20 protein-coding genes are annotated in these 23,888 nt (G+C 66.2%); 5 read left to right on the top strand and 15 right to left on the bottom strand.

The window, feature by feature from the left end:
• The first annotated feature begins 3 nt into the window (after positions 1–3).
• The 3 genes from BDW41_RS22495 (at position 4) to BDW41_RS22485 (ending at position 3,819) form a co-directional block, all read left to right on the top strand.
• Positions 4–1,215 carry a substrate-binding domain-containing protein gene (locus BDW41_RS22495; protein ID WP_343125772.1) on the top strand — a complete coding sequence of 404 codons (1,212 nt, stop codon included), beginning with the start codon at positions 4–6 and terminating at the stop codon, positions 1,213–1,215.
• 11 nt (positions 1,216–1,226) lie between these two features.
• Positions 1,227–1,919, top strand: coding sequence for an HAD family hydrolase (locus BDW41_RS22490; protein ID WP_074547366.1), 693 nt, complete (start codon positions 1,227–1,229; stop codon positions 1,917–1,919).
• Positions 1,920–2,439: 520 nt separating this feature from the next.
• Positions 2,440–3,819, top strand: a complete 1,380-nt coding sequence (locus BDW41_RS22485; RefSeq protein WP_074547365.1) for a leucyl aminopeptidase family protein — start codon at positions 2,440–2,442, stop codon at positions 3,817–3,819.
• A gap of 236 nt (positions 3,820–4,055) precedes the next feature.
• On the opposite strand, the gene BDW41_RS22480 is transcribed toward BDW41_RS22485, so the two are convergent.
• Positions 4,056–4,667 carry a DUF4126 domain-containing protein gene (locus tag BDW41_RS22480; protein ID WP_074547364.1) on the bottom strand — a complete coding sequence of 204 codons (612 nt, stop codon included), beginning with the start codon at positions 4,665–4,667 and terminating at the stop codon, positions 4,056–4,058.
• A 148-nt stretch (positions 4,668–4,815) separates the two neighbouring features.
• On the opposite strand from BDW41_RS22480, the gene BDW41_RS22475 reads away from it, so the two are divergent.
• Positions 4,816–6,555 (top strand): M1 family metallopeptidase, encoded by a 1,740-nt coding sequence (locus BDW41_RS22475; protein ID WP_074547363.1) that lies wholly within the window; start codon positions 4,816–4,818, stop codon positions 6,553–6,555.
• A 211-nt stretch (positions 6,556–6,766) separates the two neighbouring features.
• Here the strand turns inward: BDW41_RS22475 and BDW41_RS22470 are convergent, their stop codons facing one another.
• From BDW41_RS22470 to BDW41_RS22415, 12 genes are all read right to left on the bottom strand, one after another.
• Positions 6,767–9,019 carry a carboxy terminal-processing peptidase gene (locus tag BDW41_RS22470; protein ID WP_074547362.1) on the bottom strand — a complete coding sequence of 751 codons (2,253 nt, stop codon included), beginning with the start codon at positions 9,017–9,019 and terminating at the stop codon, positions 6,767–6,769.
• A gap of 26 nt (positions 9,020–9,045) precedes the next feature.
• The gene (lipA, locus tag BDW41_RS22465) at positions 9,046–10,044 is read right to left on the bottom strand and encodes a lipoyl synthase (RefSeq protein WP_074547361.1); all 999 of its coding nucleotides are present in this window, start codon (positions 10,042–10,044) and stop codon (positions 9,046–9,048) included.
• A 10-nt stretch (positions 10,045–10,054) separates the two neighbouring features.
• Entirely contained in the window at positions 10,055–10,723 is a 669-nt protein-coding gene (gene lipB / locus BDW41_RS22460; RefSeq protein ID WP_074547360.1) for a lipoyl(octanoyl) transferase LipB, read from the bottom strand.
• 118 nt (positions 10,724–10,841) lie between these two features.
• Positions 10,842–11,132, bottom strand: a complete 291-nt coding sequence (locus BDW41_RS22455; RefSeq protein ID WP_074547359.1) for a DUF493 family protein — start codon at positions 11,130–11,132, stop codon at positions 10,842–10,844.
• 12 nt (positions 11,133–11,144) lie between these two features.
• A complete protein-coding gene (locus BDW41_RS22450) occupies positions 11,145–12,377 on the bottom strand; it encodes a D-alanyl-D-alanine carboxypeptidase family protein (protein WP_074547358.1) in 1,233 nt (410 codons plus the stop codon).
• A gap of 57 nt (positions 12,378–12,434) precedes the next feature.
• A complete protein-coding gene (locus BDW41_RS22445; RefSeq protein ID WP_074547357.1) occupies positions 12,435–13,391 on the bottom strand; it encodes a septal ring lytic transglycosylase RlpA family protein in 957 nt (318 codons plus the stop codon).
• Positions 13,388–14,401 (bottom strand): lytic murein transglycosylase B, encoded by a 1,014-nt coding sequence (mltB, locus tag BDW41_RS22440; RefSeq protein WP_074547356.1) that lies wholly within the window; start codon positions 14,399–14,401, stop codon positions 13,388–13,390. Before mltB ends, BDW41_RS22445 begins: the two co-directional genes overlap by 4 nt.
• A 109-nt stretch (positions 14,402–14,510) precedes the next feature.
• A complete protein-coding gene (rodA, locus tag BDW41_RS22435; RefSeq protein ID WP_074547355.1) occupies positions 14,511–15,629 on the bottom strand; it encodes a rod shape-determining protein RodA in 1,119 nt (372 codons plus the stop codon).
• Positions 15,626–17,635: a penicillin-binding protein 2 gene (gene mrdA / locus BDW41_RS22430; RefSeq protein WP_074547354.1), complete on the bottom strand. Its 2,010-nt coding sequence runs from the start codon at positions 17,633–17,635 to the stop codon at positions 15,626–15,628. Before mrdA ends, rodA begins: the two co-directional genes overlap by 4 nt.
• A 4-nt stretch (positions 17,636–17,639) precedes the next feature.
• Complete coding sequence (gene mreD / locus BDW41_RS22425; protein WP_074547353.1) at positions 17,640–18,125, bottom strand: rod shape-determining protein MreD; 486 nt, start codon at positions 18,123–18,125, stop codon at positions 17,640–17,642.
• On the bottom strand, positions 18,122–19,123 hold the full coding sequence (gene mreC / locus BDW41_RS22420) for a rod shape-determining protein MreC (RefSeq protein ID WP_074547352.1): 1,002 nt from the start codon (positions 19,121–19,123) through the stop codon (positions 18,122–18,124). Before mreC ends, mreD begins: the two co-directional genes overlap by 4 nt.
• A 22-nt stretch (positions 19,124–19,145) precedes the next feature.
• Entirely contained in the window at positions 19,146–20,192 is a 1,047-nt protein-coding gene (locus tag BDW41_RS22415) for a rod shape-determining protein (RefSeq protein WP_019463564.1), read from the bottom strand.
• A 260-nt stretch (positions 20,193–20,452) separates the two neighbouring features.
• On the opposite strand from BDW41_RS22415, the gene BDW41_RS22410 reads away from it, so the two are divergent.
• Entirely contained in the window at positions 20,453–21,388 is a 936-nt protein-coding gene (locus BDW41_RS22410; RefSeq protein WP_074547351.1) for a carbohydrate kinase family protein, read from the top strand.
• A 75-nt stretch (positions 21,389–21,463) separates the two neighbouring features.
• Here the strand turns inward: BDW41_RS22410 and glpK are convergent, their stop codons facing one another.
• Both glpK and BDW41_RS22400 read right to left on the bottom strand, forming a co-directional pair.
• Positions 21,464–22,963, bottom strand: coding sequence for a glycerol kinase GlpK (glpK, locus tag BDW41_RS22405; RefSeq protein WP_074547350.1), 1,500 nt, complete (start codon positions 22,961–22,963; stop codon positions 21,464–21,466).
• 77 nt (positions 22,964–23,040) lie between these two features.
• Positions 23,041–23,601 carry a TIGR00645 family protein gene (locus tag BDW41_RS22400; RefSeq protein WP_074547349.1) on the bottom strand — a complete coding sequence of 187 codons (561 nt, stop codon included), beginning with the start codon at positions 23,599–23,601 and terminating at the stop codon, positions 23,041–23,043.
• Positions 23,602–23,888 lie beyond the last annotated feature (287 nt).

Raw genomic sequence — 23,888 nt, 5'->3', positions numbered from 1 at the left:
CTGATGTCCGCATGCGCAGCTTCCGGCGCCCTCGCCGCCGGCAAGACCAGCAAGTCCACCAAGAAAACGACCACCCCGCCGCCGCCGGCGCTGGTGTGGCGCGGCGACTACGCCACCGCGCGCGGCGTGGTGGACGACGTGGCCAAGGCATACGAAAAGAGCGGCAAGGGCCGCATCGACGTGCAGCCGTTCAACACGGCCTCGGGCCTGGACGCGGTGGAGCACGGCCTGGCGGACATCGCCGGCAGCGCGCGCAGCAGCTACGGCGATGCGGAAAGCAACCTGCTGTTCACCCCGGTGGCGTTCGACGCGCTGGTGATGGTGACGCACCCGTCCAACAGCGTGCCGAACCTGACGGTGAAGCAGCTGCACGACATCTACCTGGGCAAGATCACCAACTGGCGCGACGTGGGCGGCAAGGACGCGCCGATCAACCTGTACGCCGTGGCCAGCCCCGGTGATGGCGTGGAATACAGCCTGCGCCGCCTGATCTTCGGTCGCGGCAACCAGCCGGTGGCCGCGCCGCGCCTGTACGTGAACACCGCCAAGCTGGAAGAGGCCGTGACGCTGGACCCGAACGCGCTGGGCGTGACCACGCTGTCGGGCGTGGTGGGCAACGCCAAGGTGCGCATGATCAGCATCGAGGGCGTGGCGCCGAGCCTGTCCACCGTCTCCGACGGCAGCTACCAGCTGTACACCCCGCTGTTCCTGGTGACCAACAAGGAAAGCCCGAAGGCCGCGCAGATCTCCGCCTTCATGGACTTCCTGCTGACCGACCAGGTGAAGGGCCTGGCGCGCGCGCACCACCTGGTGCCGTACGTGGAAGCGCATCAGCTGGCCGAGAACGACAAGGCCCGCCGCGAGAAGCTGCTGGCCGAAGCAGGCGTGAAGGCCGACGTGGTCGCCGACCCGGTGCTGACCGAACCGCAGCGTCCGACCGTGCCGGGCGCGGCCCCCGCCAGCGCGGCGGATGCCACCGCCGCCGCGTCGTCCGAGAAGGCGCCGGAAGGCAAGTCGGCCATGGCCGCCCGCGCCGCCGAGAACACCGCCGCCAGCGGTGCCGCCGCCGGCCAGACCTACACCGTCGCCAAGGGCGATGCGCTGTCGACCATCGCCAAGAAGTACTCGGTGACGGTGGCGCAGCTGAAGGACTGGAACCACCTGTCGAACGACAACGTGAAGGTCGGCCAGGTGCTGCAGGTCACGGGCAACTGATCCTGCACCGCGTGCGCATACGCGCCCTGACGCTCGACCTGGACGACACGCTGTGGCCGGTATTGCCGGCCCTGGAACGTGCGGACCGCGAGGTGGACGCGTACCTGCGCCAGCACTATCCCGACGTGGCGCGCGCATGGCCCATCCCGGCCATGCGCGCACTGCGTGCCGAGGTCGCCGCCGAGCGCACCGACCTCGCCCACGACTTCACCGCGCAACGCCACCTGACCATGCAACGGGCGTTCACCGCCTGCGGCATCGACCGCGCGCCGCTGGAGACCTTGTGGGAAATCTATTTCGCGGCGCGCAACAGCGTCGAACTCTTTCCCGACAGCCTGCCCGCCCTGCAACGCCTGGCCGGGCGCTGGCCGGTGGTCAGCCTCACCAACGGCAACGCCGACCTTGACCGCATCGGCATCCGCGAACACTTCGCGCACCACGTGAGCGCGCGCGACACCGGCGTGGCGAAGCCTGATGCGCGCATCTTCAGCGCTGCTGCCGAACGGCTGGGGCTGGAGCCGTCGGACATTCTGCATGTGGGCGATGATCCGGAGCTGGATGTGGTCGGTGCGCGCGAGGCGGGGTTGCGCACGGCGTGGATCAACCGCGCGGGGCATCCGTGGCCGGGGGCGCTGGGTGCGGCGCCGGATCTGGATGTGCGGGATATGGGGGCGTTGGTGGATTGGTTGGAGGCGCAGGGGTGAGTTTGTGGTGCGGGCGTGGGACATTTTTCCCTGCCTGCACCCTCGCCTACTTCGTCATTCCGGCGTAGGCCGGAATCCAGTGGCGGTGATGTTGGGTTGTCGCGATATCGCGCACGACCAAGTAAAGCCACGAAACCCTGTCGCCAAAACCGATCGCTGCCGCTACTGGATTCCGGCCTGCGCCGGAATGACGAGGTAGGAGCGTTTCCGCGAGCACCCGCCCTCACCCCAGCCCTCTCCTCGCTCCTCAAAGCCGCAGCCGTCCATGGCTGCTCCCCGCGTGCCCCAGAGGGGAGAGGGAGAAGGCAAAAGCCGAGGCTCGCGCTATGACGAGGTAGGAGCGTTCCCGCGAGCACCCGCCCCTCACCCCAACCCTCTCCCCAGAGGGGAGAGGGTGCCAATGGCGCGAGAACCGATACGCCCGACGAACCCTACCCTCGCCCCTAACCTCAAAAGCGCGCATCATTAAGCATCACCACGCAGCCAACGCGGCCCATGCCCGTGCCGCGCAAGGAACTTCATGTCTGTCCTGATTGAACGCAAGTCCGGCGATCGCCAGAGCATCGCCATCGAGACCACCGACGCCGCGCACCTCGCCGCTACCAAACGCCGCCTTACCGCCGCGCAGCGCGCGTGGCTGGCCGCGTCGGGTTTTGAAGCCGCGCCGGGCACGTTTGCCCTGTTGCCGGATGACGGCGGCAAGCTGGTGCGTGTGCTGGTGGGCGTGGATGCCAGCGATGCGCTGAGCGCCCTGGGCGCGCTGCCGCGCACGCTGCCGGAGGCCACGTATCGCCTTGCCGACGAGGGCGTGGTGAAGGACAAGCTGCAGGCGGTGCTGGGTTGGGCGCTGGGTGCGTACGAGTTCACCCGCTATCGCAAGGCGCGGCGTGCGCCGGCCAAACTCGCCATCGCGCCGGCCGACCTCGCCACGCTGCAGCCGCTGGTGGAAGCCACCACGCTGGTGCGCGACCTGGTGAACACGCCGACCGAGGACATGGGTCCCAAGCAGCTTGCCGAGGCGGTGAAGCAGTTGGGCAAGACGCACAAGGCCAAGGTGCGCGAGTGGGTGGGCGATGAACTGCTCGACGCCAACTTCCCCACCATCCACGCCGTGGGCCGCGCCAGCCATCGCTCGCCGCGACTGGTGGAGCTGACCTGGGGCAAGAGCACGGATCCGAAGATCGCCGTGGTCGGCAAGGGCGTGTGTTTCGACACCGGCGGCCTGGACCTGAAGCCCGCCGACGGCATGCGCTGGATGAAGAAGGACATGGGCGGCGCGGCGCACGCCATCGCGCTGGCCGGCCTGATCATGCAGGCGAAGCTGCCGGTGCGCCTGCAGTTGCTGATTCCCGCCGTGGAGAACGCGGTGTCGGGCGCGGCGATGCGTCCGGGCGAGGTGATCACCACGCGCGCCGGCATCACCGTGGAGGTGGACAACACCGACGCCGAAGGCCGCCTGGTGCTGTGCGACGCGCTGACCTATGCCAGCGAACAGAAGCCCGAACTCATCATCGATTTCGCCACGCTCACCGGCGCGGCGCGCGTCGCGCTGGGCCCGGACCTGCCAGCGCTGTTCGCCAACAACGACGACGCGGCCGACCGCGTGATCGCCGCCGGCCGCGCGGTGAACGATCCGCTGTGGCGCCTGCCGCTGTGGCGTCCGTACCGCAAGATGCTGGAATCGTATCTGGCCGACATGGCCAACTCCGGCGCGTCGCGCCATGCGGGCGCGATCACTGCGGCGCTGTATCTGGAACGCTTCGTGCCGGAGACCACGCCGTGGCTGCATCTGGACACCTATGCGTGGAACGACGCGGATCGCCCGGGCAAGCCGCGTGGTGGCGAGGCGTTGGGCCTGCGGGCGTTCTTTGCGTTTTTGCAGCAGCGGTATAAGGGTTGATGCGGCGCTGGTGATGGGCGCGGCCTGAGAGCCTGTTCAAAATCCCGCGTGAGTGCCCAATGTCCTCACCGTCATTCCGGCGCAGGCCGGAATCCAGTGGCCTCATGGCGCGGTTTTCGCGGAAGACTCCATGCTTTGACGTCACGCGATAACCGGCCGCTTCCGCTACTGGATTCCGGCCTGCGCCGGAATGACGGTGAGGGGAAATGTGCACTCGCGCGAGATTTCGAACAACTCTAAGCCCGCGACGACTCCGCCCCCGCCCCCGCACCGCGCAACTTCCGCGCCAGCGTGCGCAAGCCGCGCAGGATCTTCGGCACCAGCCACAGCAGGAACAGCACGAAGATCCCCAACAGCACCAGGAACACGGCCGGGTGCGCCCACATCAGGTACATGCCGCCCAGCCAGGAGACGTCTTCCCCGAGGCTGGCGCCCCAGTTGGTGAAAGGCTCGGGCGAGGTGTTGATCAGCGCCCTGCCCCCGGTCTTGGCCAGGTGCGTGCCGGAGGCCAGCGTGCCGCCCAGCAGGGCCGCGGCGAACTGCGTGCCCGCGCCCGCATCGCGAAACACGCCCCACGCCAGCAAGGCGCCTGCGGGGACGCGGATAAAGGTGTGCACGGCGTCCCACACGCTGTCGAACGCGGGCACCTTGTCGGCCAGGAATTCGCCCAGCGACAGCACGCCCGATGTCACCAGCACCCAGGTGTCGGTGAGCATCTGCAGGCCGTCCGGCAGGTGCACGTAGCCGAGCCGCCCGAGCAGGCCGGCGATGAATACCGTGGCGTAAAGGCGAAAGCCGCTGGCCCAGGACAGGCCGCCAGCCAGCGCGAGGTTCTGCAGCGTATCCATGGGCGCTCTCCGGTGACGACGCACGAACGGCCGGCCAAGCATGCGCGCATGGGTAGCCCGGCCACAACGGCAGGACCGTGACTTTCGGCGATGCCGGCATCTTCCGCGGAGTGTCATCCTGACGGTTTGATCCAGATCGGACCCGCCCATGCCTACACCTCGCCTGCTCTCGTTCGCCCTGTGCGCGGCACTCGCCTCCCTCGCCCAAGCCGACGACGCCAAGCCCACGCCGGAACAGCCGCCGCTCACCGCGCAGACGCAGCGCTCCGGCGGACCGTTGCCGGCGGAGCAGCAGCGCGTGAACTTCGATCATGCGGAATTGCATTTCAGCGTCGATCCCGCGCAACAGAGTCTGGACGCCGAGGCACGGCTGACCTTCACCGCGCGCGAGGCCACCGACGCGCTGTTGCTGGACCTGGACCCGCACCTCGCCATTTCGCAATTGAGCGTGGACGGCAAGGCGCTGGCGCAGGGCCAGTGGAGCAATCCGGAGGGACGACTGCGCATCGCGCTGCCCAAGCCGCTGGCCAAGGGCGGCAAGGCCGTGGTCGACATCCGCTACGGCGGCAGGCCGCATGTGGCGAAGAAGGCGCCGTGGGACGGCGGTTTCGTATGGAGCAAGACCGACGATGGACAACCGTGGATCGCCACCGCGGTGGAAGGCGAAGGCTGCGACCTGTTCTGGCCGTGCATCGATCATCCGCAGGGCAAGCCTGATCTGGTCGACACCTATGTCACCGTGCCGAAATCGCTGGCGGCGCCCGGCAACGGCGTGCTGGTCGACATCAAGGAACACGGCGACACGCACACCTACCACTGGCGCGCGAAACACCCGACCACGTACGCCATCTCGATCAATATCGGCCCGTTCGAGGTGTTGAAGGGCAATTACCGCAGCCGCTACGGCAACACCATCCCGATGCAGATGTGGTATCTGCGCGGCCACGAGGCGCAGGCGAAGCAGTTGTTCGGCGAGTTTCCGCGCATGCTCGATTTCTTCGAGCAGGAAATCGGCCCCTACCCGTTCGGCGACGAGAAGATGGGCGTGGTGGAAACGCCGCACCTAGGGATGGAGCACCAGACCATCAACGCCTATGGCAACGGCTACCCGCGCAGCGAGTACGGCTTCGACTGGCTGCTGCAGCATGAGTTTTCGCATGAGTGGTTCGGCAATCAGGTGACCAATGCCGACTGGGACGACATGTGGCTGCACGAGGGTTTCGGCACCTACATGCAGCCGCTGTATGGCCAGTACCTGTATGGCGACATGCCGTATTTCTCCATGCTGCAGAACGAACGCAGCATGGTGAAGAACGCCTTCCCCATCGTGGCGGGCCGCAGCCAGTTCGAGCACGAGGTGTACGACGCCGAGCACGGGCCGGGCAACGACATCTACTACAAGGGCGCGCTGATGCTGCACACACTGCGGCAGATGATCGGCGACCAGGCTTTCTTCGAGAGCGTGCGCCGGCTGGTGTATGGACGGCCGGATCCGAAGCCGGGCAACTTCACGCCGCACTACGCCACCACGCAGGACTACATCGACATCGTGAACCAGGTGAGTGGCCGCAACCTGGACTGGTTCTTCGACGTGTACCTGCGCGAAGCCGCGCTGCCGAAGCTGGAAACCCGCCAGGAGGGCAATGGCTTGCACCTGCACTGGCAGGTGCCGCACGACAAACCCTTCCCGATGCCGGTGGAAGTGCAAGTAGGCGACAAGCTCGTCACCGTGCCAATGACTGGAGGCGATGCGTCGATTCCCGCGCCGGCGGGTGCGTTGGTGATTGTCGATCCGCACAGCAAGGTGCTGCGCGATATGCCGCATTTTGCGGAGTATCAGCAGTGGAAGAAGGAGCAGGCTGAGAAGAAGGCTAAGGCGGGGAAGTAGGGTTTCGGCTTTTGTGGGTGATATCCACGTTTGATGTGGTGAGGCTAGATTGGCCCCTCACCCCGGCCCTCTCCTCGCTCCTCAAAGCCGCGGCCATCCATGGCCGCTCCCCGCGTACCCCATGGGGGAGAGGGAGAAGTGAGGGGCATCGCGGTGATTCAGAAAAAAAGGCGGCCGTGTGGCCGCCTTTTTTCCTGTCGCTGAACCGGGCTCAGTGGGCCACGGGCTGCTGCGGTTTCTCTGGCGTGGCGGCGGCCGTGGTGGCGCCGATGTTGGAGAACTTGCCGCCATAGGGCAGCACTTCCGCCGCCAGCTTGGCGTCGCCCTTGATCAGGCCCACGGCGTCGAACAGGATGTGCGCGGTTTCGTCGAGCTGCGGGTCGGCTGCCTTCTTGGCGTCCTTCTCCTGCTTCAGCTCGCTCTTGAGGCTGCGCTCGTTGGCGTTGAGGCCGTCGTCCAGCGTGTCGGTGTCGTCCGTGTCGGTGTTGCCGTCGATGGCCTTGTGGCGGGCGCGGAAGTCGGCCTGGATGGCATCCAGTTCCTTTCGCTCGGTTTCGCGCTGGGCGAAGTTGAGCGAGATGGTGGTCTTGTCGCGCATCTTGCGGTACTGCGCCAGCTCATCGAGCATCAGCTTCCACGCCGGCGACTTGGCCGTGCGGGCGTCGTGCTTGGTGGTCAGCTGGCCGAGGTAGGCCTTGAGGTCGGCGACCGGCTTGTAGTCGGCCGGCGCGATCTGCGTCCACGGCAGCGCGTTGTCGTAGGTCGACTCGCCGAAGTCCTTCTCGTCGCCGTTCTTCGGGAACTGGATGTCCGGCGTCACGCCCTTCAACTGGGTGGAGCCGCCATTGATGCGGAAGAATTCCTGGATGGTCATCTTCAGCTCGCCGAACTGCGGCTTCTCGCTGTTGTTGCGCGTGAAGCGGTCCAGGTCGACCAGGTTCTGCACGGTGCCCTTGCCGAAGGTCGGCTGGCCGATGATCAGGCCGCGGCCGTAATCCTGAATGGCGGCCGCGAAGATTTCCGAGGCGGAGGCGGAGCCGCGGTTGACCAGCACGGCCATCGGGCCGCTCCAGGACATGCCCGGCTCGTCGTCGCCCTGCACCTGCACTTCGCCGCGTGCATCGCGCACCTGCACCACCGGACCCTGGTCGATGAACAGGCCGGTGAGTTCGTTGGCTTCGGCCAGCGAGCCGCCGCCGTTGTTGCGCAGGTCCATCACCACGCCTTCCACGCCCTCGGCCTTCAGTTCGCCGAGCAGCTTGGCCACGTCGCGCGTAGCGCTCTTGAAGTTCTTGTCGCCTTCGCGGCGGGCGCCGAAGTCGGAGTAGAAGCTGGGCAGGTCGATCACGCCGATCTTGCGCGTGACGCCGGCGTCCTTGATCTCGATGACCTTCTTCTTGGCGGCCTGCTCCTCGATGCTCACCTTCTGGCGAACCAGCGAGATCATCTCGTGCTTGCCGTCCACGCCCGCGTCGGCCGGGAGGATTTCCAGGCGGACGGTGGTGTCCTTCTTGCCGCGGATGTGCTTGACCACGTCGTCCAGGCGCCAGCCGATGACGTCGGTCATCGGGCCGCTGGTGCCTTCGCCGATGGCGACGATGCGGTCGCCCACGTGCACCTTGCCCGACTTGGCGGCCGGGCCGGCCGGCACGATCTCGCGGATCTGGGTGTATTCGTCGCGTGCCTGCAGCACGGCGCCGATGCCTTCCAGCGAGAGCTTCATGGAGATGTCGAAGTTCTCCGCCGCGCGGGGGCCGAGGTAATCGGTGTGCGGGTCGGTGGATTCGGCGTAGGAGTTCATGAAGGACTGGAACGCGTCCTCGCCGTCGAGCTGCTTCACGCGGTCGATGTAGCCGGCGTAGCGCTTGTCGAGCGTCTTGCGGATTTCATCGTCGGGCTTGCCGGCCAGCTTCAGGCGCAGCCAGTCGTTCATGGTGCGCTCGCGCCACAAGGTGTCGAGCTCGGCCTGGTCCTTGGGCCAGTCGGCCTTCTTGCGGTCGTAGTTGTAGCTTTCCTGCGTGTTGAAGTCGAAGCCCTGCTTGAGCAGGCCGCGCGCATAGGTCATGCGCTCGATGGCGCGCGTGATGTACAGGTTGAACATCGAGAACGGACCGGACAGGTCCTGGTTCCAGATGGCGTCGTCCATCTGCGTCTTCAGCGGCGCGAACTTGGCCAGGTCGGCCTGGGTGAAGAACACCTTCTCGCCGTCCAGGCTGTCCAGGTACGCCTTGTAGATCTTCTGCGACATGGCGTCGTCGAGCGGCTTGGCGTCGTAGTGGAAACGCGTGAGGAAGCGCGCGGACAGCTGCGCCGCCTGGGCCTGCGTGACGGTGGGCTTGAGCGGCAGCGTGGAGAACTTGCGCGGCCCGTTGTCGCCGGCAAGGTCTGCAGCGGACTGCGCGTGGACACCGACGCCGGTGACGGCGAGGGCAAGCAACAGGGCGAGCGAGGGGCGCAGTTTCATAGAGTCTCGATGACTAGCCAGTACGGTTAGGCGTGCTCAGTGACGCCTGCGGCATGGGCCTGCAGGTCGGCGTGGTAGGACGAACGCACCAGCGGACCGGAGGCGACGTGATGGAAACCCATCGCTTCGCCGGCTTCGCGCAGGGATTCGAATTCTTCCGGGGTCCAGTAGCGGATCACCGGATGGTGATGCGGCGTGGGCTGCAGGTACTGGCCGATGGTGATCATGTCCACGTCGTGCGCGCGCAGGTCGCGCATGGTTTCCAGCACCTGCTCCATGGTCTCGCCCAGGCCCAGCATGATGCCGGACTTGGTCGGCACGTCCGGATGCTGCGCCTTGAAGCGCTTGAGCAGGTCCAGCGACCACTGGTAGTCCGCGCCGGGGCGCACTTCGCGGTAGAGGTGCGGCACGGTTTCCAGGTTGTGGTTGAACACGTCCGGCGGGAAATCCTTGAGCACTTCCAGCGCGCGCTCCATGCGGCCCTTGCCGCGGAAGTCGGGCGTGAGGATCTCGATCTTGATGTCCGGGCTGGCGTGGCGCGTCGCGCGGATGCACGCGGCGAAATGCTCGGCGCCGCCGTCGCGCAGGTCGTCGCGGTCCACCGAGGTGATCACCACGTACTTCAGGCGCATGTCGCGGATGGTTTCGGCCAGGCGCGCCGGCTCCAGCGGATCGGGCGCGGCCGGGCGGCCGTGGGCCACGTCGCAGAACGAGCAGCGGCGGGTGCACACCTCGCCCAGGATCATGAAGGTGGCGGTGCCCTTGCTGAAGCACTCGTGGATGTTCGGGCAGGAGGCTTCCTCGCACACCGTGACCAGCGAGTTCTCGCGCAGGCGCGATTTCAACTGCTGCACGGCGTTGCCCTGCGGCAGGCGCACGCGGATCCAGCTGGGCTTGCGCAGCGTGGGAACGCTGGTGTCGAAGCCCGCGCGGTTCAGCCCGATCTTGTCGTTGCCGAGCTGCTTCTCGACGGGAGCGCCGACGACGCTGATCGGAATGGCCTTGGAGGTGGAGATTTCGCTCATGTAGACAGACTCAGACCGCTACGCGAGCGGGTAGTTCAGGGAGGATGGGGGGCGCGGCCTCGGCGACGAAACCGAACTGGCGGCAGAACTCCTCCACCAGGGCGTCCTCGACGTCCGACAGGCGCGACGGACCGCCCAAGTCTAGCACCTGCGTGACCGCCAAACCCTTGTAGCCACAGGGGTTGATGCGGTGGTACGGCTCCAGGTCCATGTCCACGTTGAAGGCCAGCCCGTGGAAGCTGCAGCCGCGCCGCACGCGCAGGCCCAGCGCCGCCACCTTCGCCCCCGCCACGTAGACGCCCGGGGCGCCCTCCAGGCGGTCCGCGCCGATGTTCCAGTGGCCCAGGGTGTCGATGATGGCCTGCTCGATCTTGTGGACCAGCTCGCGCACGCCCACGCCGGCCCGGCGCAGGTCGATCATCGGGTAGCCCACGATCTGGCCGGGGCCGTGGTAGGTGACCTGGCCGCCGCGGTCCACGTGGATGACGGGGATGTCGCCCGGCGCCAGCACGTGCTCGGTCTTGCCGGCCTGGCCCAGGGTGAAGACGGGGTCGTGTTCGAGCAGCCAGAGCTCGTCGGGCGTATCGGGCCCACGGTTGTTGGTGAACTGGCTCATCGCCTCCCAGGTCGCCTCGTAGGGCTGGCGACCGAGACGACGGACTTTGAGCGGCAGGGACATGGGGAATGGCCTGGGGATTGAACCGATGATCTGTGGCCGTGAGACCGCCCTTGCAAGGGCGGGAAGCCATCGTGGCCGGGCGGGCGCGGAGGCCCGCCGGCGCCGGGCGCCTGGGGTCTTACAGGGTGTAGCGGATGTCCGGATCGGCGCGCAGCGAGGTGTGCGCCTGGTCGTACTGCTCGCGTGTCTCGGCGCGGAAACTCACCGTCACCGAGATGAAGTTGCCCTCGCGCGAGTGGCGGTGCGACACCGTCTCATGCAGCACGTGCAGGCCGATGCCTTCCAGGATCTGCGGCACGCGGCTCTTCAGGTCCGCGCTGGCATTGCCCATGGCGGTGATCTCGAACTCGCCGGGAAACTGGAAACCCTGGCCCTCTTTCTGGGCCTCGATGCTTTCGATATCGCGCATCACGTCACCTCGTCACTTGGTCTCGTCGGGTTTCTTGTCGCTGTGGAACCACAGCATGATGCTGTCCCACAGGCGGCCGAAGAAGCCGGCCTGCGGCGCGTCGGCAAGCGCAATCAGCGGCACGTTCTGCACCGGCTGGCCGTCCAGCGTCAGGCGCAGCGTACCCACCTGCTGGCCCTTGGTGAACGGTGCGACCAGCGTGGCCGGAATGTCCAGCGTCGCCTTGAGCTTGTCGTAGTCGCCGCGCTTGACGGTCACCAGCACGTTGTCGGCCACGCCCAGCGGCAGCTGGTTGGACTGGCCCTTCCACAGCTTGGGCGTCGCCAGCGGCTTGTCGCTGTCATACAGCTTGTGCGTCTCATAGAAGCGGAAACCGTAGTTCATCAACGCCAGCGCAGCGTCGGCACGGGCCTTCTCGTTGGAGGCGCCCATGACGATGGCGATCATGCGCGAGTCGCCCTGCTTGGCCGAGGCGGCCAGGCAGTAGCCGGCGGCGGCGGTGTGGCCTGTCTTGATGCCGTCCACGATGTTGTCGCGCCACAGCAGCAGGTTGCGGTTGTGCTGCTTGATGCCGTTCCACTCGAAGTCCTTGACCGCCGAGATCGCATAGTCCTCGGGGAAGTCGTGGATCAGCGCGCGCGAAAGGATGGCGATGTCGCGCGCCGTCGAGTAGTGGTTGGCGATCGGGTAGCCCGAGGCGTTCTCGAAGTTCGAGTTGGTCATGCCAATCTGCTTGGCATAGGCGTTCATCAGGTTGGCGAACGCGGACTCGGAACCGGCGGTGTGCTCGGCCAGCGCGATGGCGGCGTCGTTGCCCGACTGGATGATCATGCCGTACAGCAGATCCTTCAGCGGCACCTGGCTGTTGAGCTTGAGGAAGCTGGTGGAGCCGTCGGTGGCCGCGCCGCCGCTGCGCCAGGCGTTCTCGCTGATGGTGACCGGATCGGTCATGTGGATCTTGCCGTTGGCGATCTCGGCGGACACGACGTAGTCGGTCATCACCTTGGTGATCGAGGCCGGCTCCACGCGCAGGTCCGGATCCTTGGATGCCAGCACCTGGCCAGTGGCGTAATCCATCAGCACCCAGCTCTTGCCGTCCACGTCCGGCGGCGGCGGCACCGGCGCCTCGGGCGTGACCGGGCGCGGCACGGGCGCGGGCTTGGGCGGAGTCTGCTGGGCAACGGCCGTGCCGACGACCAGGGCGGCGACGGCAAGCGAGGAAAGGGTACGGCGGATCAGGTTCATCGTTCGGTTCGGTCCAATGGCTATCGCGGCGCCGGGACGCCGCAAAATTTCAATGCATCAGTCTACCGCGACCTGCGGCCGGGGCAGCCCCATATTCTCGATGCGCGAGGTGACATCGTCGGCCTGGTCGACGCCCGCGAGCGGCCCCACGCGCACGCGCTGGATCGTGCGGCCGTTGATTTGCGCATTCACCACCTGTACCGGCGCAAAATTGGCGGCTCGCAGTTGTTGCGCCACCCGCTCGGCGTTGGTGACGTCGGAGAATGCACCCACCTGCAGGTAAATACCTGGCCCCGGGCTGGCGGGTTTGGGCGGAGGCGGTGGCGGCGGCAGGGTTTGCGCGGCAAGCGGCTGCGCGGGATCGATGGCGCGCACTTCCACCAGGCCCGTGCCCTTGGGCCACACGCCAATGCGCACGGCGGCGGCGTAGGACAGGTCGATCACGCGGTTCTCGTGGAACGGGCCGCGATCGTTGATGCGCACTATCACGCTCTTGCCGTTTTCCAGGTTGGTCACGCGCGCATAGCTGGGAATGGGCAGCGTCTTGTGCGCGGCGGTGAACTGGTACATGTCGTAGTCCTCGAGACTCGACGTCTTATACCCGTGGAACTTGTTGCCGTAGAACGAGGCGATGCCGCGCTCCACGTAGCCGTTAGGCGAGGCCAGCACGTTGTAGGTCTGGCCCAGCACGGTATACGGCGACTTGTTGCCGTACAGCGCGCGCGGCTCCACTTTCGGCACGGGCTCGGGCAGCTTGGCGATGATCTCCGGCGGCGGGCCATCGGGCACGCTGTCGGCGTCATCGCGATAGCGGCTACTCTGCGGTCGGCTGAGGTCGTCGTTGATGCCGCCGCGCGACGACGAACCGCCGTTGGTGTTGGACCACTTCGAACCGCCGCGCGAAGCAGGCGCGGAAGCACCCGGGCCCGAGGCGGAGGGACGGGGCTTGCCGCCGCTGCTGCAACCGGCCAGCAGCGCCATCAGCAGGAGTGGCAGCGCGAGCCGCCACCTCATTGCGTGGCATCCATCCCGTTGGCCCCTTCCGCGATCGCCTGCGCCAGCTGGTGCACGGCCAGCGCATACAGCGGACTGCGGTTGTAGGTGGTGATCACGTAGAAATTCTGGAAGGTGATCCAGTACTCCGTGCCGTCCGGCCCCTGCAGCGACTGCAGGCTGGCCGGCTGCGCGGGATTGAGCGACTGCACGGGCGCGTAGCCCCAGGCCTCGAGCTGCTCCACCGGCCATTGCGGCTTGGAATCCTTGACGGTGATGGGTCGCGCCGCGCCATCGGCCCGCGCCGGCGCGGCCACCGGGCCGCCCGTCTGCCAGCCGTGCTTGGCGAAATAGTTGGCGACGCTGGCGAAGATGTCCGGCAGCGAGTTCTTCAGATCGATGTGGCCATCACCGTCGGCATCCACGCCAAAGTCGCGGATGCTGGAAGGCATGAACTGGCCCCAGCCCTGCGCGCCCGCGTACGAACCGGTGAGCGTGTCGACCGGGCCGGCGAGGTGGTTGTCCGGAAGCTCCAGCAAGGTCTTGAGCTGGTCGCGGAAGAACGTGGCGCGCGGCGGGTAATACAGGCCCAGCGTCACCAGCGCATCGAGCACCTTGTACTTGCCGGTGACCTTGCCGTACGAGGTTTCCACGCCGACGATGGCCACGATGTACTCCGGCGCCACGCCGTACTGCTTGCCGATGCTTTCCAGCAGCGTGCGGTGCTGGCGGTAGAACGCGATGCCGTCGTTGATGCGCTGGGGCGTGATGAAGATCGGCCGGTAATCCTTCCACGGCTTGGCCTCGGCGGGCCGGCTGATCGCATCGAGGATGCTCTGCTGCTTTTTCGCGCCATCGAGCACGGCATTCAGCGAGGCCGTGCTCTTGCCCGTGTCGCGCGCCACTTCGCTGACCAGCTTGTCCTGTCCAGGATGGGTTTCCGCGAGGGCCGGCATGCATGCCGTGGCGAAAAGAAGGCCCAGGCTGGCGACGAGGCGACGAGTCGGGAGCGACGCGGGAATCGAGGGCATGAATGACTTCACTGTCGGAACGGCTACGCAGCTAGCCTAGCATGCGAACGAGCAAAAACAGGGGCTTTTGCCTGCGATTTGCGCCTGGACGCGCGCCAGGCGGGGCTAGTTACTTGTGGATCTTCCGGTTGGCATAGATCGACATCAGCACGCCGAAGCCGGTGAGCAGGGACACCGCCGAGGTGCCGCCGTAGCTGATCAGCGGCATGGGCACGCCCACCACTGGCAGCATGCCCGCGACCATGCCGCCGTTGACGAACACGTACACGAAGAAGCTCATGCCGATGGCGCCGGCCAGCAGGCGCGAATAGGTGTCGCGCGCTTCCATCGCGATCCACAGGCAGCGCCCGATGATGAAGGCGTAGAGCAGCATCAGGCCGATCACGCCGACCAGGCCGAATTCTTCGGAAAACACGGCGAAGATGAAGTCGGTGGTGTGCTCCGGCAGAAAGTCCAGGCGCGACTGCGTGCCGTGCTGCCAGCCCTTGCCGAACAGGCCGCCGGAGCCCACCGCGATCTGCGACTGGATGATGTGCCAGCCGTTGCCCAGCGGGTCCGATTCCGGATCGAGCAGCGTGCGCACGCGGTTGCGCTGGTACTCGTGCAGGAAATGCCAAGCCACCGGAACCATGGCGGCCACCGCGCCCAGCAGGCTGCCGATCTTCCACCAGCGCATGCCCGAGAGGAACAGCGCGAACGCACCGGCCGCCGACACCAGCAAGGCCGTGCCAAGGTCAGGCTGTTCGGCGATCAGGCCGGCCGGAATGCCGATGAGGATGCCGACCGCGATGATGTCCTTCCAGCTCGGCGGCAGCTGCCGTGGATGGAGATACCACGCGACCATCATCGGCATGGTGAGCTTGAGCAGCTCCGACGGCTGGAACGACATCACGCCCAGGTTCAACCAGCGCTTGGAACCGCTGCGCACCTCGCCGATGGCGGCGACCACCAGCAGCAGAAAAATGCTGGCCGCATACAGCCATGGCGTCCACGCACGCAGGGTCTGCGGCGGGATGCGCGAAATAAGCAGCACCAGCATGCCGCCCATGACGAAGCGCGTGGCCTGCCCGGCTATCATCGCCATATTGCCGCCACTGGCGCTGTACAGCGTCGCCAGGCCCACGCCGGCAAGGGTGATCAGGCCGAGGGCGAGCGGAATGTCGATGCGCGGCCGCTTCGCCATGCGGCGCAGCAGCTGCACCAGTCGCTCCTGGAGCTCGTCGATCACGGGTTGCCTCCGTCGTCGGACTGTGTGCCGGTGGAGCTATCAGCGGGAACCGAGGGCATGACCGACATGTCGGCGGGCGAAGCGACGGGGGTGTCCTCGGGTTCTTCCGGAACACTGGACGACGATGCCGGTGCACCCTCGATGTTCTTTGGCGGCACGGGGCCACCGGTCGACGCCAGCCACGCTTCCATCACCTTGCGCACGATGGGACCCGCATCCGACGCGCCCCAGGCGCCCGACTCCAGCATCGCCACCACCGCGATGCGCGGCTCTTCCACCGGCGTATAGCCAATGAACCAGGCGCGGTGACGTGTAGCCAGGTAGGCGAGGTTCTTGTTGGTGTCGTATTCGTTGCTGCGACGGGAGAAACGCTCCGCCGTGCCGCTCTTGCCGGCCACCACGTACGGAAAACCGGTGAACTGGCCCTTGGCGGTACCGCCTGTCACGACGGCCTCCATGCCCTGATTCACCACGTCCCAGTCGTGCGGCTTGCGAATCAGCGAAGGTCCCGACGGCGGATTGGCCAGAGGCACCGGGCGCTGCTTCACTTCCTGGGTCGCCATGACCAGTCGCGGCGCATAAGGCGTGCCGCGGCCAGCGAAGGTGGCGGTGACGTGCGCAAGCTGCAGCGCGGTGACATTCCAGTAGCCCTGGCCAATGCCCGCGATCACGGTTTCGCCCTGGAACCACGGGTATTTGCTGCGCGTGGCCTTCCATTCGCGCGAAGGCAAGATGCCCTCGGCCTCGCCCAAGAGATCGATGCCCGTCTTCTTGCCAAAGCCCAGGCTGCCCATCCACGAACTCAGCCGGTCGATACCCATATCCAGCGCGAGCTTGTAGAAGTACGTGTTCGTCGATTTCTCGATGGCTCGAACCATGTTGACCGTGCCATCGCCGCCACGCGTATCGTCGCGATAGCAACGCTGTTGCCCCGGTATGCAGAACTCGCCCGTCGACAGCACCGTGTCCTCGGGCCGGCGGATGCCCAGTTCCAGGCCACCCAACGCAAGGAACGGCTTCACTGTCGAGCCCGGCGGATAAGCGCTCTTGAGCGCACGGTTGAGCAGCGGCTTGTCTTCGGCCGTGGTGTACGCCGCGTAGTCCGCCTTGCTGATGCCATTGACGAACAGGTTGGGGTCGAAGCTCGGCACGCTGACCATGGCCAGCACCTGCCCATTGCGCGGATCGATGGCCACGGCCGAGCCGGGGCGCCCCTGGAAGGCATCGGTCGCGGCCTTCTGCACGCGCACGTCGATGCTCAGGTAGAGGTTCTTGCCCGGCGTGGGCGCATGGGTTTCCAGCACGCGCTGCACGCGGCCGTCGGCGTTCACCTCGACCAGCTCGTAGCCCGGCTCGCCATGCAGCATGTCCTCGTAGGAGCGCTCCAGGCCGCTGCGGCCCACGTGGCTGGTGCCCTTGTACCGGTCGGCGTCCAGCCGCGTCATGTCGTCCGCATCGATGCGGCTGACGTAACCCACCACGTGCGCGAACAGGGGACCGTAGGGATAGCGGCGGGTGAGGTAGGGCACCACGTCCATGCCGGGGAAACGCCAGCGGTTGATGGCGAAGCGGTCGATTTCGTCCTCGGTAAGGTGCAACTTCAGCGGCACGCTGTCGAAGCGCCGGTTCTGCTTGAGCTGCTTCTTGAAGGCCTCGATGTCGCCGTCGTCCAGCGGCACCACTTCGCGGATGGCTGCCAGCATGGCCGGCATGTCCTTGACCTGCTCGGGCACCACTTCCAGGCGGAAGGCAGGCACGTTGTCAGCCAGCAACACGCCGTTGCGGTCGTAGATAAGGCCGCGCGCTGGCGGAATGGCGCGCGGTTTCACTCGGTTGTTTTCCGAGCGCAGCGCGAACTCGTCGTGGCGCTGTACCTGCAGGTACTGATAGCGCGCCACCAGCACGCCCAGCCCCATCAGGATGAGGGCGAAACCCACCAGCGCGCGCACGCGGAACAGCGTGGCTTCGCCACGCGTGTCCTTGATGGAGCGTCGCCGCAGGGCCATGGCGTTACTGGATGCGCAGGCGCATGCGCAGGTCGTCCATGAGCAGGAACAGGAACGGCCAGAGCGCGGCGCCGACGAAGGGCGAGATCCACCACGTCGCCGGCGGCAGGGAGTCGCCCGCGAAGGTGCGCACGATCAGCAGCAGCACGCGGTCGTTCAACAACAGGGCGAGCACCGCCAAGGTCTGCTGCCACATGGGGAAGAAGCGCAGGCGCGAGCGGAAGCGCAGGGCGATGAACACCATGGCGCAAAGGCGCATGGCCTGTTCGCCCAGCAGCACGCCGTCGAGCAGGTCCGCGCACAGGCCCACGATAAAGGCCAGGCCCAGCGTGACGCGATCGCCCGACTCCAGCGACCAGTACAACAGGAACAGCGCCGGCCAGTAGGGCTTGAACGGCTGCAACGGCGCCGGCAGCGGAATCAGCATGGACAGCACGCTGAACACCAGCGTGCCCACGAACCAAAGCAGGCTGACGCGAGGTTTGCTCATGGCTGTGCCGCCGGGTTCGTGGTCGTGGCCGCCGCCGGAGTGGACGGGCCTGCGCTCGCCCTCGGCGGCGGCGCGACGCTGGCCGCCGAGGGCGGCGGCGGAGCCAGGTCGGCCGGCGGCCCCGCCTGCTCGGCAGGCTCCGGCGGCCCCACCGGTTCGGCAAGGTCATGCAGCAGCAGCACGTTGTCGCTGCGGTCCAGGTCGGCCGCGGGCCGTGCACGCCCTTCGAGGAACATGCCCGATGCCGCCGGCTCCACGCTCTGGATCTCGCCCACGGGGAAGCCCGGCGGGAAACGGCCGCCCAGGCCGGAGGTGAGCAACTTGTCGCCGGGGTGCACGTCCGCCGCCATGGAGATGTTCGGCAGGCTCAGCAGGTCGCCTTCGCGCGTGCCGTAGGCCACCGTGCGCAGGCCGGTGCGCTCGACCACCACCGGAATGGCATGATCGGGATCGGTCACCAGCATGACCAGCGACGTGCGCGGCATCACCTCCACCACCTGCCCCATCACGCCATGGGCGTCGATCACCACCTGGCCGGACTTCACGCCATCATGGGAGCCGAGGTTGACCAGCATGCGGCGGCGGGCAGCGCCGAGGTCCACGTCGATCACGCGGGCCAGCTGCACGTTGAGGTCGAGGCTGTGCTGCGTATCCAGCAGCTCTTTCAGGCGCTGGTTCTGCTCGGCCACGGCCGCCATGCGGTTGAGCTTGGCGTTGGCCAGCAGCAGGTCTTCGCGCAGGCGCTGGTTCTGCTCGGTGAGCATCTTGCGGTCGGAAAAGGCCACGCTGAGGGAGCGCATGCCCGCCGCCGGCAGGCTGGCAAGCCGGTACACCGGCTCCACCAGCACGGCCGTGGTGTAGCGCAGGCGCCAGATCCAGCCGTTCCGGTGGTCCAGCACCATCAGCACCATGGCCAGCGCGAGATAGAGAATGAGCCTGAGCGTGCCGGCAACGGTGCCGGCAAACAGGGGCGAGGATTCCTCGCGCGCGAGCGCCATGGCCTAACCCCTGTCGCTGGAATTACTCGGGAGCGAAGAAGTCGCTGCCGTGCTGATCGATCAGCTCCAGCGCCTTGCCGCCGCCACGGGCCACGCAGGTCAGCGGCTCGTCGGCCACCTGCACGTGCAGGCCGGTTTCCTCGGAGATCAGGCGATCCAGGTCGCGCAGCAGGGCGCCGCCGCCGGTGAGCACGATGCCGCGCTCGGCGACGTCGGAGCACAGTTCCGGCGGGGTCTGCTCGAGGGCGGACTTCACCGCGGCGACGATGCCCGACAGCGGCTCGTGCAGCGCTTCCAGCACCTCGTTGGAGTTGATGGTGAACATGCGCGGCACGCCTTCGGCCAGGTTGCGGCCGGAGATCTCGATCTCCTTGACGTCCGTCTGCGGGAACGCGCAGCCGATTTCCAGCTTGATGCGCTCGGCGGTGGATTCGCCGATCAGCGTGCCGTGGTTGCGGCGCACGTAGTTGATGATGGCCTCGTCGAAACGGTCGCCGCCCACGCGGACGGACTGCGAATAGACGATGCCGTTGAGCGAGATCACCGCCACTTCGGAGGTGCCGCCGCCGATGTCCAGCACCATGGAGCCGCGAGCCTCGTGCACCGGAATGCCGGCGCCGATGGCGGCGGCCATGGGCTCTTCGATCAGGAACACGTCACGGGCGCCGGCGCCCTCGGCCGACTCCTTGATGGCACGGCGCTCCACCTGGGTGGAGCCGCAGGGCACGCACACCAGCACGCGCGGACTGGGACGCAGCATGCGCGACTTGTGCACCTGCTTGATGAAGTGCTGCAGCATCGCCTCGGTCATGGAGAAGTTGGCGATCACGCCATCCTTCATCGGGCGCACGGTGGCGATGTTGCCCGGCGTGCGGCCCAGCATCTTCTTCGCATCGCTGCCCACGGCAGCCACGGCACGCGGGCCACCCGGGCCGCGGTCCTGGCGGATGGCCACCACCGACGGTTCGTTCAGGACGATGCCCTGACCCCGTACGTAGATAAGGGTGTTGGCCGTGCCGAGGTCGATCGAAATGTCGTTGGAGAAAAATCCGCGAAACTTCTTGAACATGGGTCCGCCGCGCGCCGGCTCTGGCTAAAAAGTAAGCGCGCCAGTCTAGTCAGCAAACCCCCGGATCGCAAGGACAATCTCGTTAAGAAAGCCTTTGTTTTACGCTGTGATAGACGGTTTTTACGGCTGCCCGCCATATCAGAGAATTCGCAAGAAAGTCGCGATCAGGCCCGGTTCCCGGTATGATCTGGAACTTTGAGCCAGGCCGGCGCATGCGCCGCCCGGACCGCCATCCATCTGCCAGGGAATATCCTCGCACCATGTCTGCCGTCATCTGCGGATCGCTCGCCTACGACACCATCATGGTGTTCCAGGACCAGTTCAAGAATCACATCCTTCCGGATCAGGTCCACATCCTGAACGTGTCGTTCCTGGTTCCGCGGATGCGTCGCGAGTTCGGCGGCTGCGCCGGCAACATTGCCTATAACCTCAAGCTGCTCGGCGCCGACCCGGTGCCGGTGGCGACGGTGGGCCAGGATTTCGGCCCCTATCAGGCGCACATGGAGAAGTGCGGCATCCGCCTCGACCACGTGCGCGTGTTCGACGACCAGTTCACGCCGCAGTGCTTCATCACCACCGACCTGGACAACAACCAGATCACGGCCTTCCACCCGGGCGCCATGCTCAGCGCGCACACCAACCACGTGCGCGACATCCCGGACACCACGTTCGCCATCGTGGCGCCGGACAGCCGCGAAGCGATGCTGCAGCACGTCGACGAGTTCGCCGCGCGCGGCGTGCCCTTCATCTTCGACCCGGGCCAGGCGATGCCGCTGTTCGACGGCGCCGAGTTCCGCTCGATGATCGAGAAGGCCACCTACGTCATCGTCAACGACTACGAGTCGCAGCTGCTGCAGCAGCGCACGGGCTGGAGCGCGGAAGAAATCGCCTCGCGCGTGAAGGCCTACATCGTCACGCTGGGCCCGCGTGGTTCGCTGATCCACACCGACGGCACCATCCACGAGATTCCGCCGGCGCGCGAGCGTCAGGTGGTGGATCCCACCGGCTGTGGCGATGCGTACCGCGCCGGCCTGATCTTCGGCATCATGAAGGGCAAGGACTGGCCGACCGTGGGCCGCATGGCATCGCTGATGGGCGCGCTGAAGGTGGAACACCCGGGCACGCAGAACCAGCGCTTCGATTACGCGCAGTTTTCGGCCGAATTCAAGGAACAGTTCGGCTACTCGATCGACTGAAGATAGCCGTCCATACGGCTAATCTTCGAGCATGATCGACTCCACAAGGCCTCCCGCGCGGAGGCCTTGTTCGTTTCAGCCGACGCGAAATCCCATCGTGGCCTGCACGGCATCCTGCCATCCCCGATAGAGCCGATCCCGCTCCGTCTCGCGCATGATCGGGGTGAATCGACGATCCACCTGCCACAGGCTGGCGATCTGTTCGCAGCTTTCCCAGAAGCCGACCGCCAAGCCCGCCAGATAGGCGGCGCCCAGCGCCGTGGTTTCCTGCACGCGCGGACGCAGGACGGGCACGCCGAGCATGTCGCTCTGGAATTGCGCCATGAAATCGTTGGCGATGGCGCCGCCATCCGCGCGCAGTTCCTTCAAGGCGATATCCGCGTCCGCTTCCATCGCTGTCAGCACATCGCGCGACTGGTAGGCCATCGATTCGAGTGCCGCGCGCACGAAGTGCTCCTTGCTGGTACCTCGGCTCAAGCCAAAGACCGCACCGCGTACATCGCTGCGCCAGTACGGCGCGCCCAGCCCGACAAAAGCCGGCACCATGTAGACGCCCTCGCTGGAAGCGACACGCTCGGCATAGGCCTGTGAATCCGATGCCTTGCCCAGCATCCGCAGGCCGTCACGCAACCACTGGATCACGGAACCGGCGACAAAGATGCTGCCTTCCAGCGCGTAGTCCACGCGGTCCCCGAGCTGCCAGGCGATGGTCGTCAGCAACCCATGCCGTGAGGGAACCGCCTGCTCACCCGTATTCATCAGCATGAAGCAGCCCGTGCCGTACGTGTTCTTGGCCATGCCGGAAGCGAAACAGGCCTGGCCGAACAACGCCGCCTGCTGGTCACCCGCCATGCCGGCAATCGGCACGCTCGCGCCGAAGAATTGCGTGGGCGCGGTATGGGCGTAGATTTCGCTGTTGGAACGCACTTCCGGCAGCATCGCGCGCGGAATGTTCAGCATGCCAAGCAGGTCGTCGTCCCAACACCGACGATGAATGTCGTAGAGCAAGGTGCGCGCCGCGTTGCTCACGTCGGTCACATGAGCTGCGCCACCGCTGAGGTTCCAGGTGACCCAGCTGTCGATCGTGCCGAACAGCAGTTCGCCGCGCTCGGCGCGCGCCTGCGCGCCTTCGACATGATCGAGAATCCAGCGCAGCTTGGTCGCCGAGAAGTAGGCATCGATCAACAGCCCGGTACGCTCGCGGACCAGTGGCTCATGGCCGTCGCGACGCAACTGCTCGCATATGTCCATGCTCTGGCGCGACTGCCAGACGATGGCGTTGTGGATGGGCTGCCCCGTGGCGCGATCCCATACCACCGTGGTTTCGCGCTGGTTGGTGATGCCGATCGCCGCGATGTCGGAGAGATCCACCTGCGTATTGGCAAGCAGCTCGGTCACCGTCACGAGGACGCTGGTAAGGATCTCGCGCGGGTTGTGCTCGACCCAGCCCGGCTGGGGAAAGATCTGCGCGAATTCGCGCTGCGCCACGCCAACCACTGAACCGGAGTGGTCGAAAAGAATGGCGCGGGAACTGGTCGTTCCCTGATCCAGGGCCAGGATATAACGCTGCTTCACGCCCTACTCTCCCGCGCTGTCGGACCAGGCGCCAAGCGTAGCAACATCGCCCCTGCGTGCGCGGGGCCATGTCCACGTCAGTGCGCCGCCTGTTTGCCTGCGGGCTGCATGATGCGGTCGATAAAGGCCAGGGCGAGCGCCGACACCACGAACGCCAGATGCAACAACACCTGCCACTTGATCGTTTCGGCATCGAGCGAAGCGGCCTTGATGAAGGTCGCAAGCAGGTGGATCGACGAAATGCCGATGATGGCCATCGCCAGCTTGACCTTGAGCACCGTGGCATTCACGTGCGACAGCCATTCCGGCTGGTCGGGATGGCCTTCCAGTTTCAGCCGGGACACAAAGGTTTCATATCCACCGACGATCACCATCACCAGCAGGTTGGAGATCATCACCACGTCGATCAGGCCAAGCACCGTCAGCATGATGGTGGTTTCAGCGCTGTCCGCCGATGTGCCTGGAGCGATGTGCCCGAATAGCGTGGCGTCGACCAGGTGCCAGAGCTCCCTAAGGAACTGCACGACGTAAATCGCCTGAGCGACGATCAGGCCGAGGTACAACGGCAGCTGCAGCCAACGGGAAGAAAAGATCAGGTAGGGAAGCGGACCAGGGCGGCTCTTTGGGGGAGTCGTCATACACATCACGTCATCAGGATGGGGATCAAGAATGATCGCAAATTCTTGCGTCGACGGATATGGAGCAGGGTTCCGGCGTTTATTTCGTCATTGGTTTCGGCATGGATGCCTGGCGCTACTCGGGCGTAACTCACCGCGATGATCGTACGCATGAGTGGCCGAGCGCGGATGGCTCAGCGAATATTTTTCATTCGCGCAAAGACAAACGCCTTCCCTGGAGGGAAGGCGTTTGAGGGATAAAGCCCCTGGCGGTGACCTACTCTTGCATGAGGATTCACACTACCATC

The organism is Dyella sp. AtDHG13 (genome assembly GCF_003201105.1).
GTDB lineage: Bacteria > Pseudomonadota > Gammaproteobacteria > Xanthomonadales > Rhodanobacteraceae > Dyella > Dyella jiangningensis_B.
Note: the sequence above shows the minus strand (reverse complement) of the source record. Positions and strands in the feature narration are given on the sequence as shown.

Coding starts and splice junctions, on each gene's coding strand:
- BDW41_RS22495 (WP_343125772.1), top strand. CDS start 4: ATGTCCGCATGCGCAGCTTCCGGCGCCCTCGCCGCCGGCAAGACCAGC.
- BDW41_RS22485 (WP_074547365.1), top strand. CDS start 2,440: ATGTCTGTCCTGATTGAACGCAAGTCCGGCGATCGCCAGAGCATCGCC.
- BDW41_RS22480 (WP_074547364.1), bottom strand. CDS start 4,667: ATGGATACGCTGCAGAACCTCGCGCTGGCTGGCGGCCTGTCCTGGGCC.
- BDW41_RS22475 (WP_074547363.1), top strand. CDS start 4,816: ATGCCTACACCTCGCCTGCTCTCGTTCGCCCTGTGCGCGGCACTCGCC.
- BDW41_RS22470 (WP_074547362.1), bottom strand. CDS start 9,019: ATGAAACTGCGCCCCTCGCTCGCCCTGTTGCTTGCCCTCGCCGTCACC.
- lipA (WP_074547361.1), bottom strand. CDS start 10,044: ATGAGCGAAATCTCCACCTCCAAGGCCATTCCGATCAGCGTCGTCGGC.
- lipB (WP_074547360.1), bottom strand. CDS start 10,723: ATGTCCCTGCCGCTCAAAGTCCGTCGTCTCGGTCGCCAGCCCTACGAG.
- BDW41_RS22455 (WP_074547359.1), bottom strand. CDS start 11,132: ATGCGCGATATCGAAAGCATCGAGGCCCAGAAAGAGGGCCAGGGTTTC.
- BDW41_RS22450 (WP_074547358.1), bottom strand. CDS start 12,377: ATGAACCTGATCCGCCGTACCCTTTCCTCGCTTGCCGTCGCCGCCCTG.
- BDW41_RS22445 (WP_074547357.1), bottom strand. CDS start 13,391: ATGAGGTGGCGGCTCGCGCTGCCACTCCTGCTGATGGCGCTGCTGGCC.
- mltB (WP_074547356.1), bottom strand. CDS start 14,401: ATGCCCTCGATTCCCGCGTCGCTCCCGACTCGTCGCCTCGTCGCCAGC.
- mrdA (WP_074547354.1), bottom strand. CDS start 17,635: ATGGCCCTGCGGCGACGCTCCATCAAGGACACGCGTGGCGAAGCCACG.
- mreD (WP_074547353.1), bottom strand. CDS start 18,125: ATGAGCAAACCTCGCGTCAGCCTGCTTTGGTTCGTGGGCACGCTGGTG.
- mreC (WP_074547352.1), bottom strand. CDS start 19,123: ATGGCGCTCGCGCGCGAGGAATCCTCGCCCCTGTTTGCCGGCACCGTT.
- BDW41_RS22415 (WP_019463564.1), bottom strand. CDS start 20,192: ATGTTCAAGAAGTTTCGCGGATTTTTCTCCAACGACATTTCGATCGAC.
- BDW41_RS22410 (WP_074547351.1), top strand. CDS start 20,453: ATGTCTGCCGTCATCTGCGGATCGCTCGCCTACGACACCATCATGGTG.
- BDW41_RS22400 (WP_074547349.1), bottom strand. CDS start 23,601: ATGACGACTCCCCCAAAGAGCCGCCCTGGTCCGCTTCCCTACCTGATC.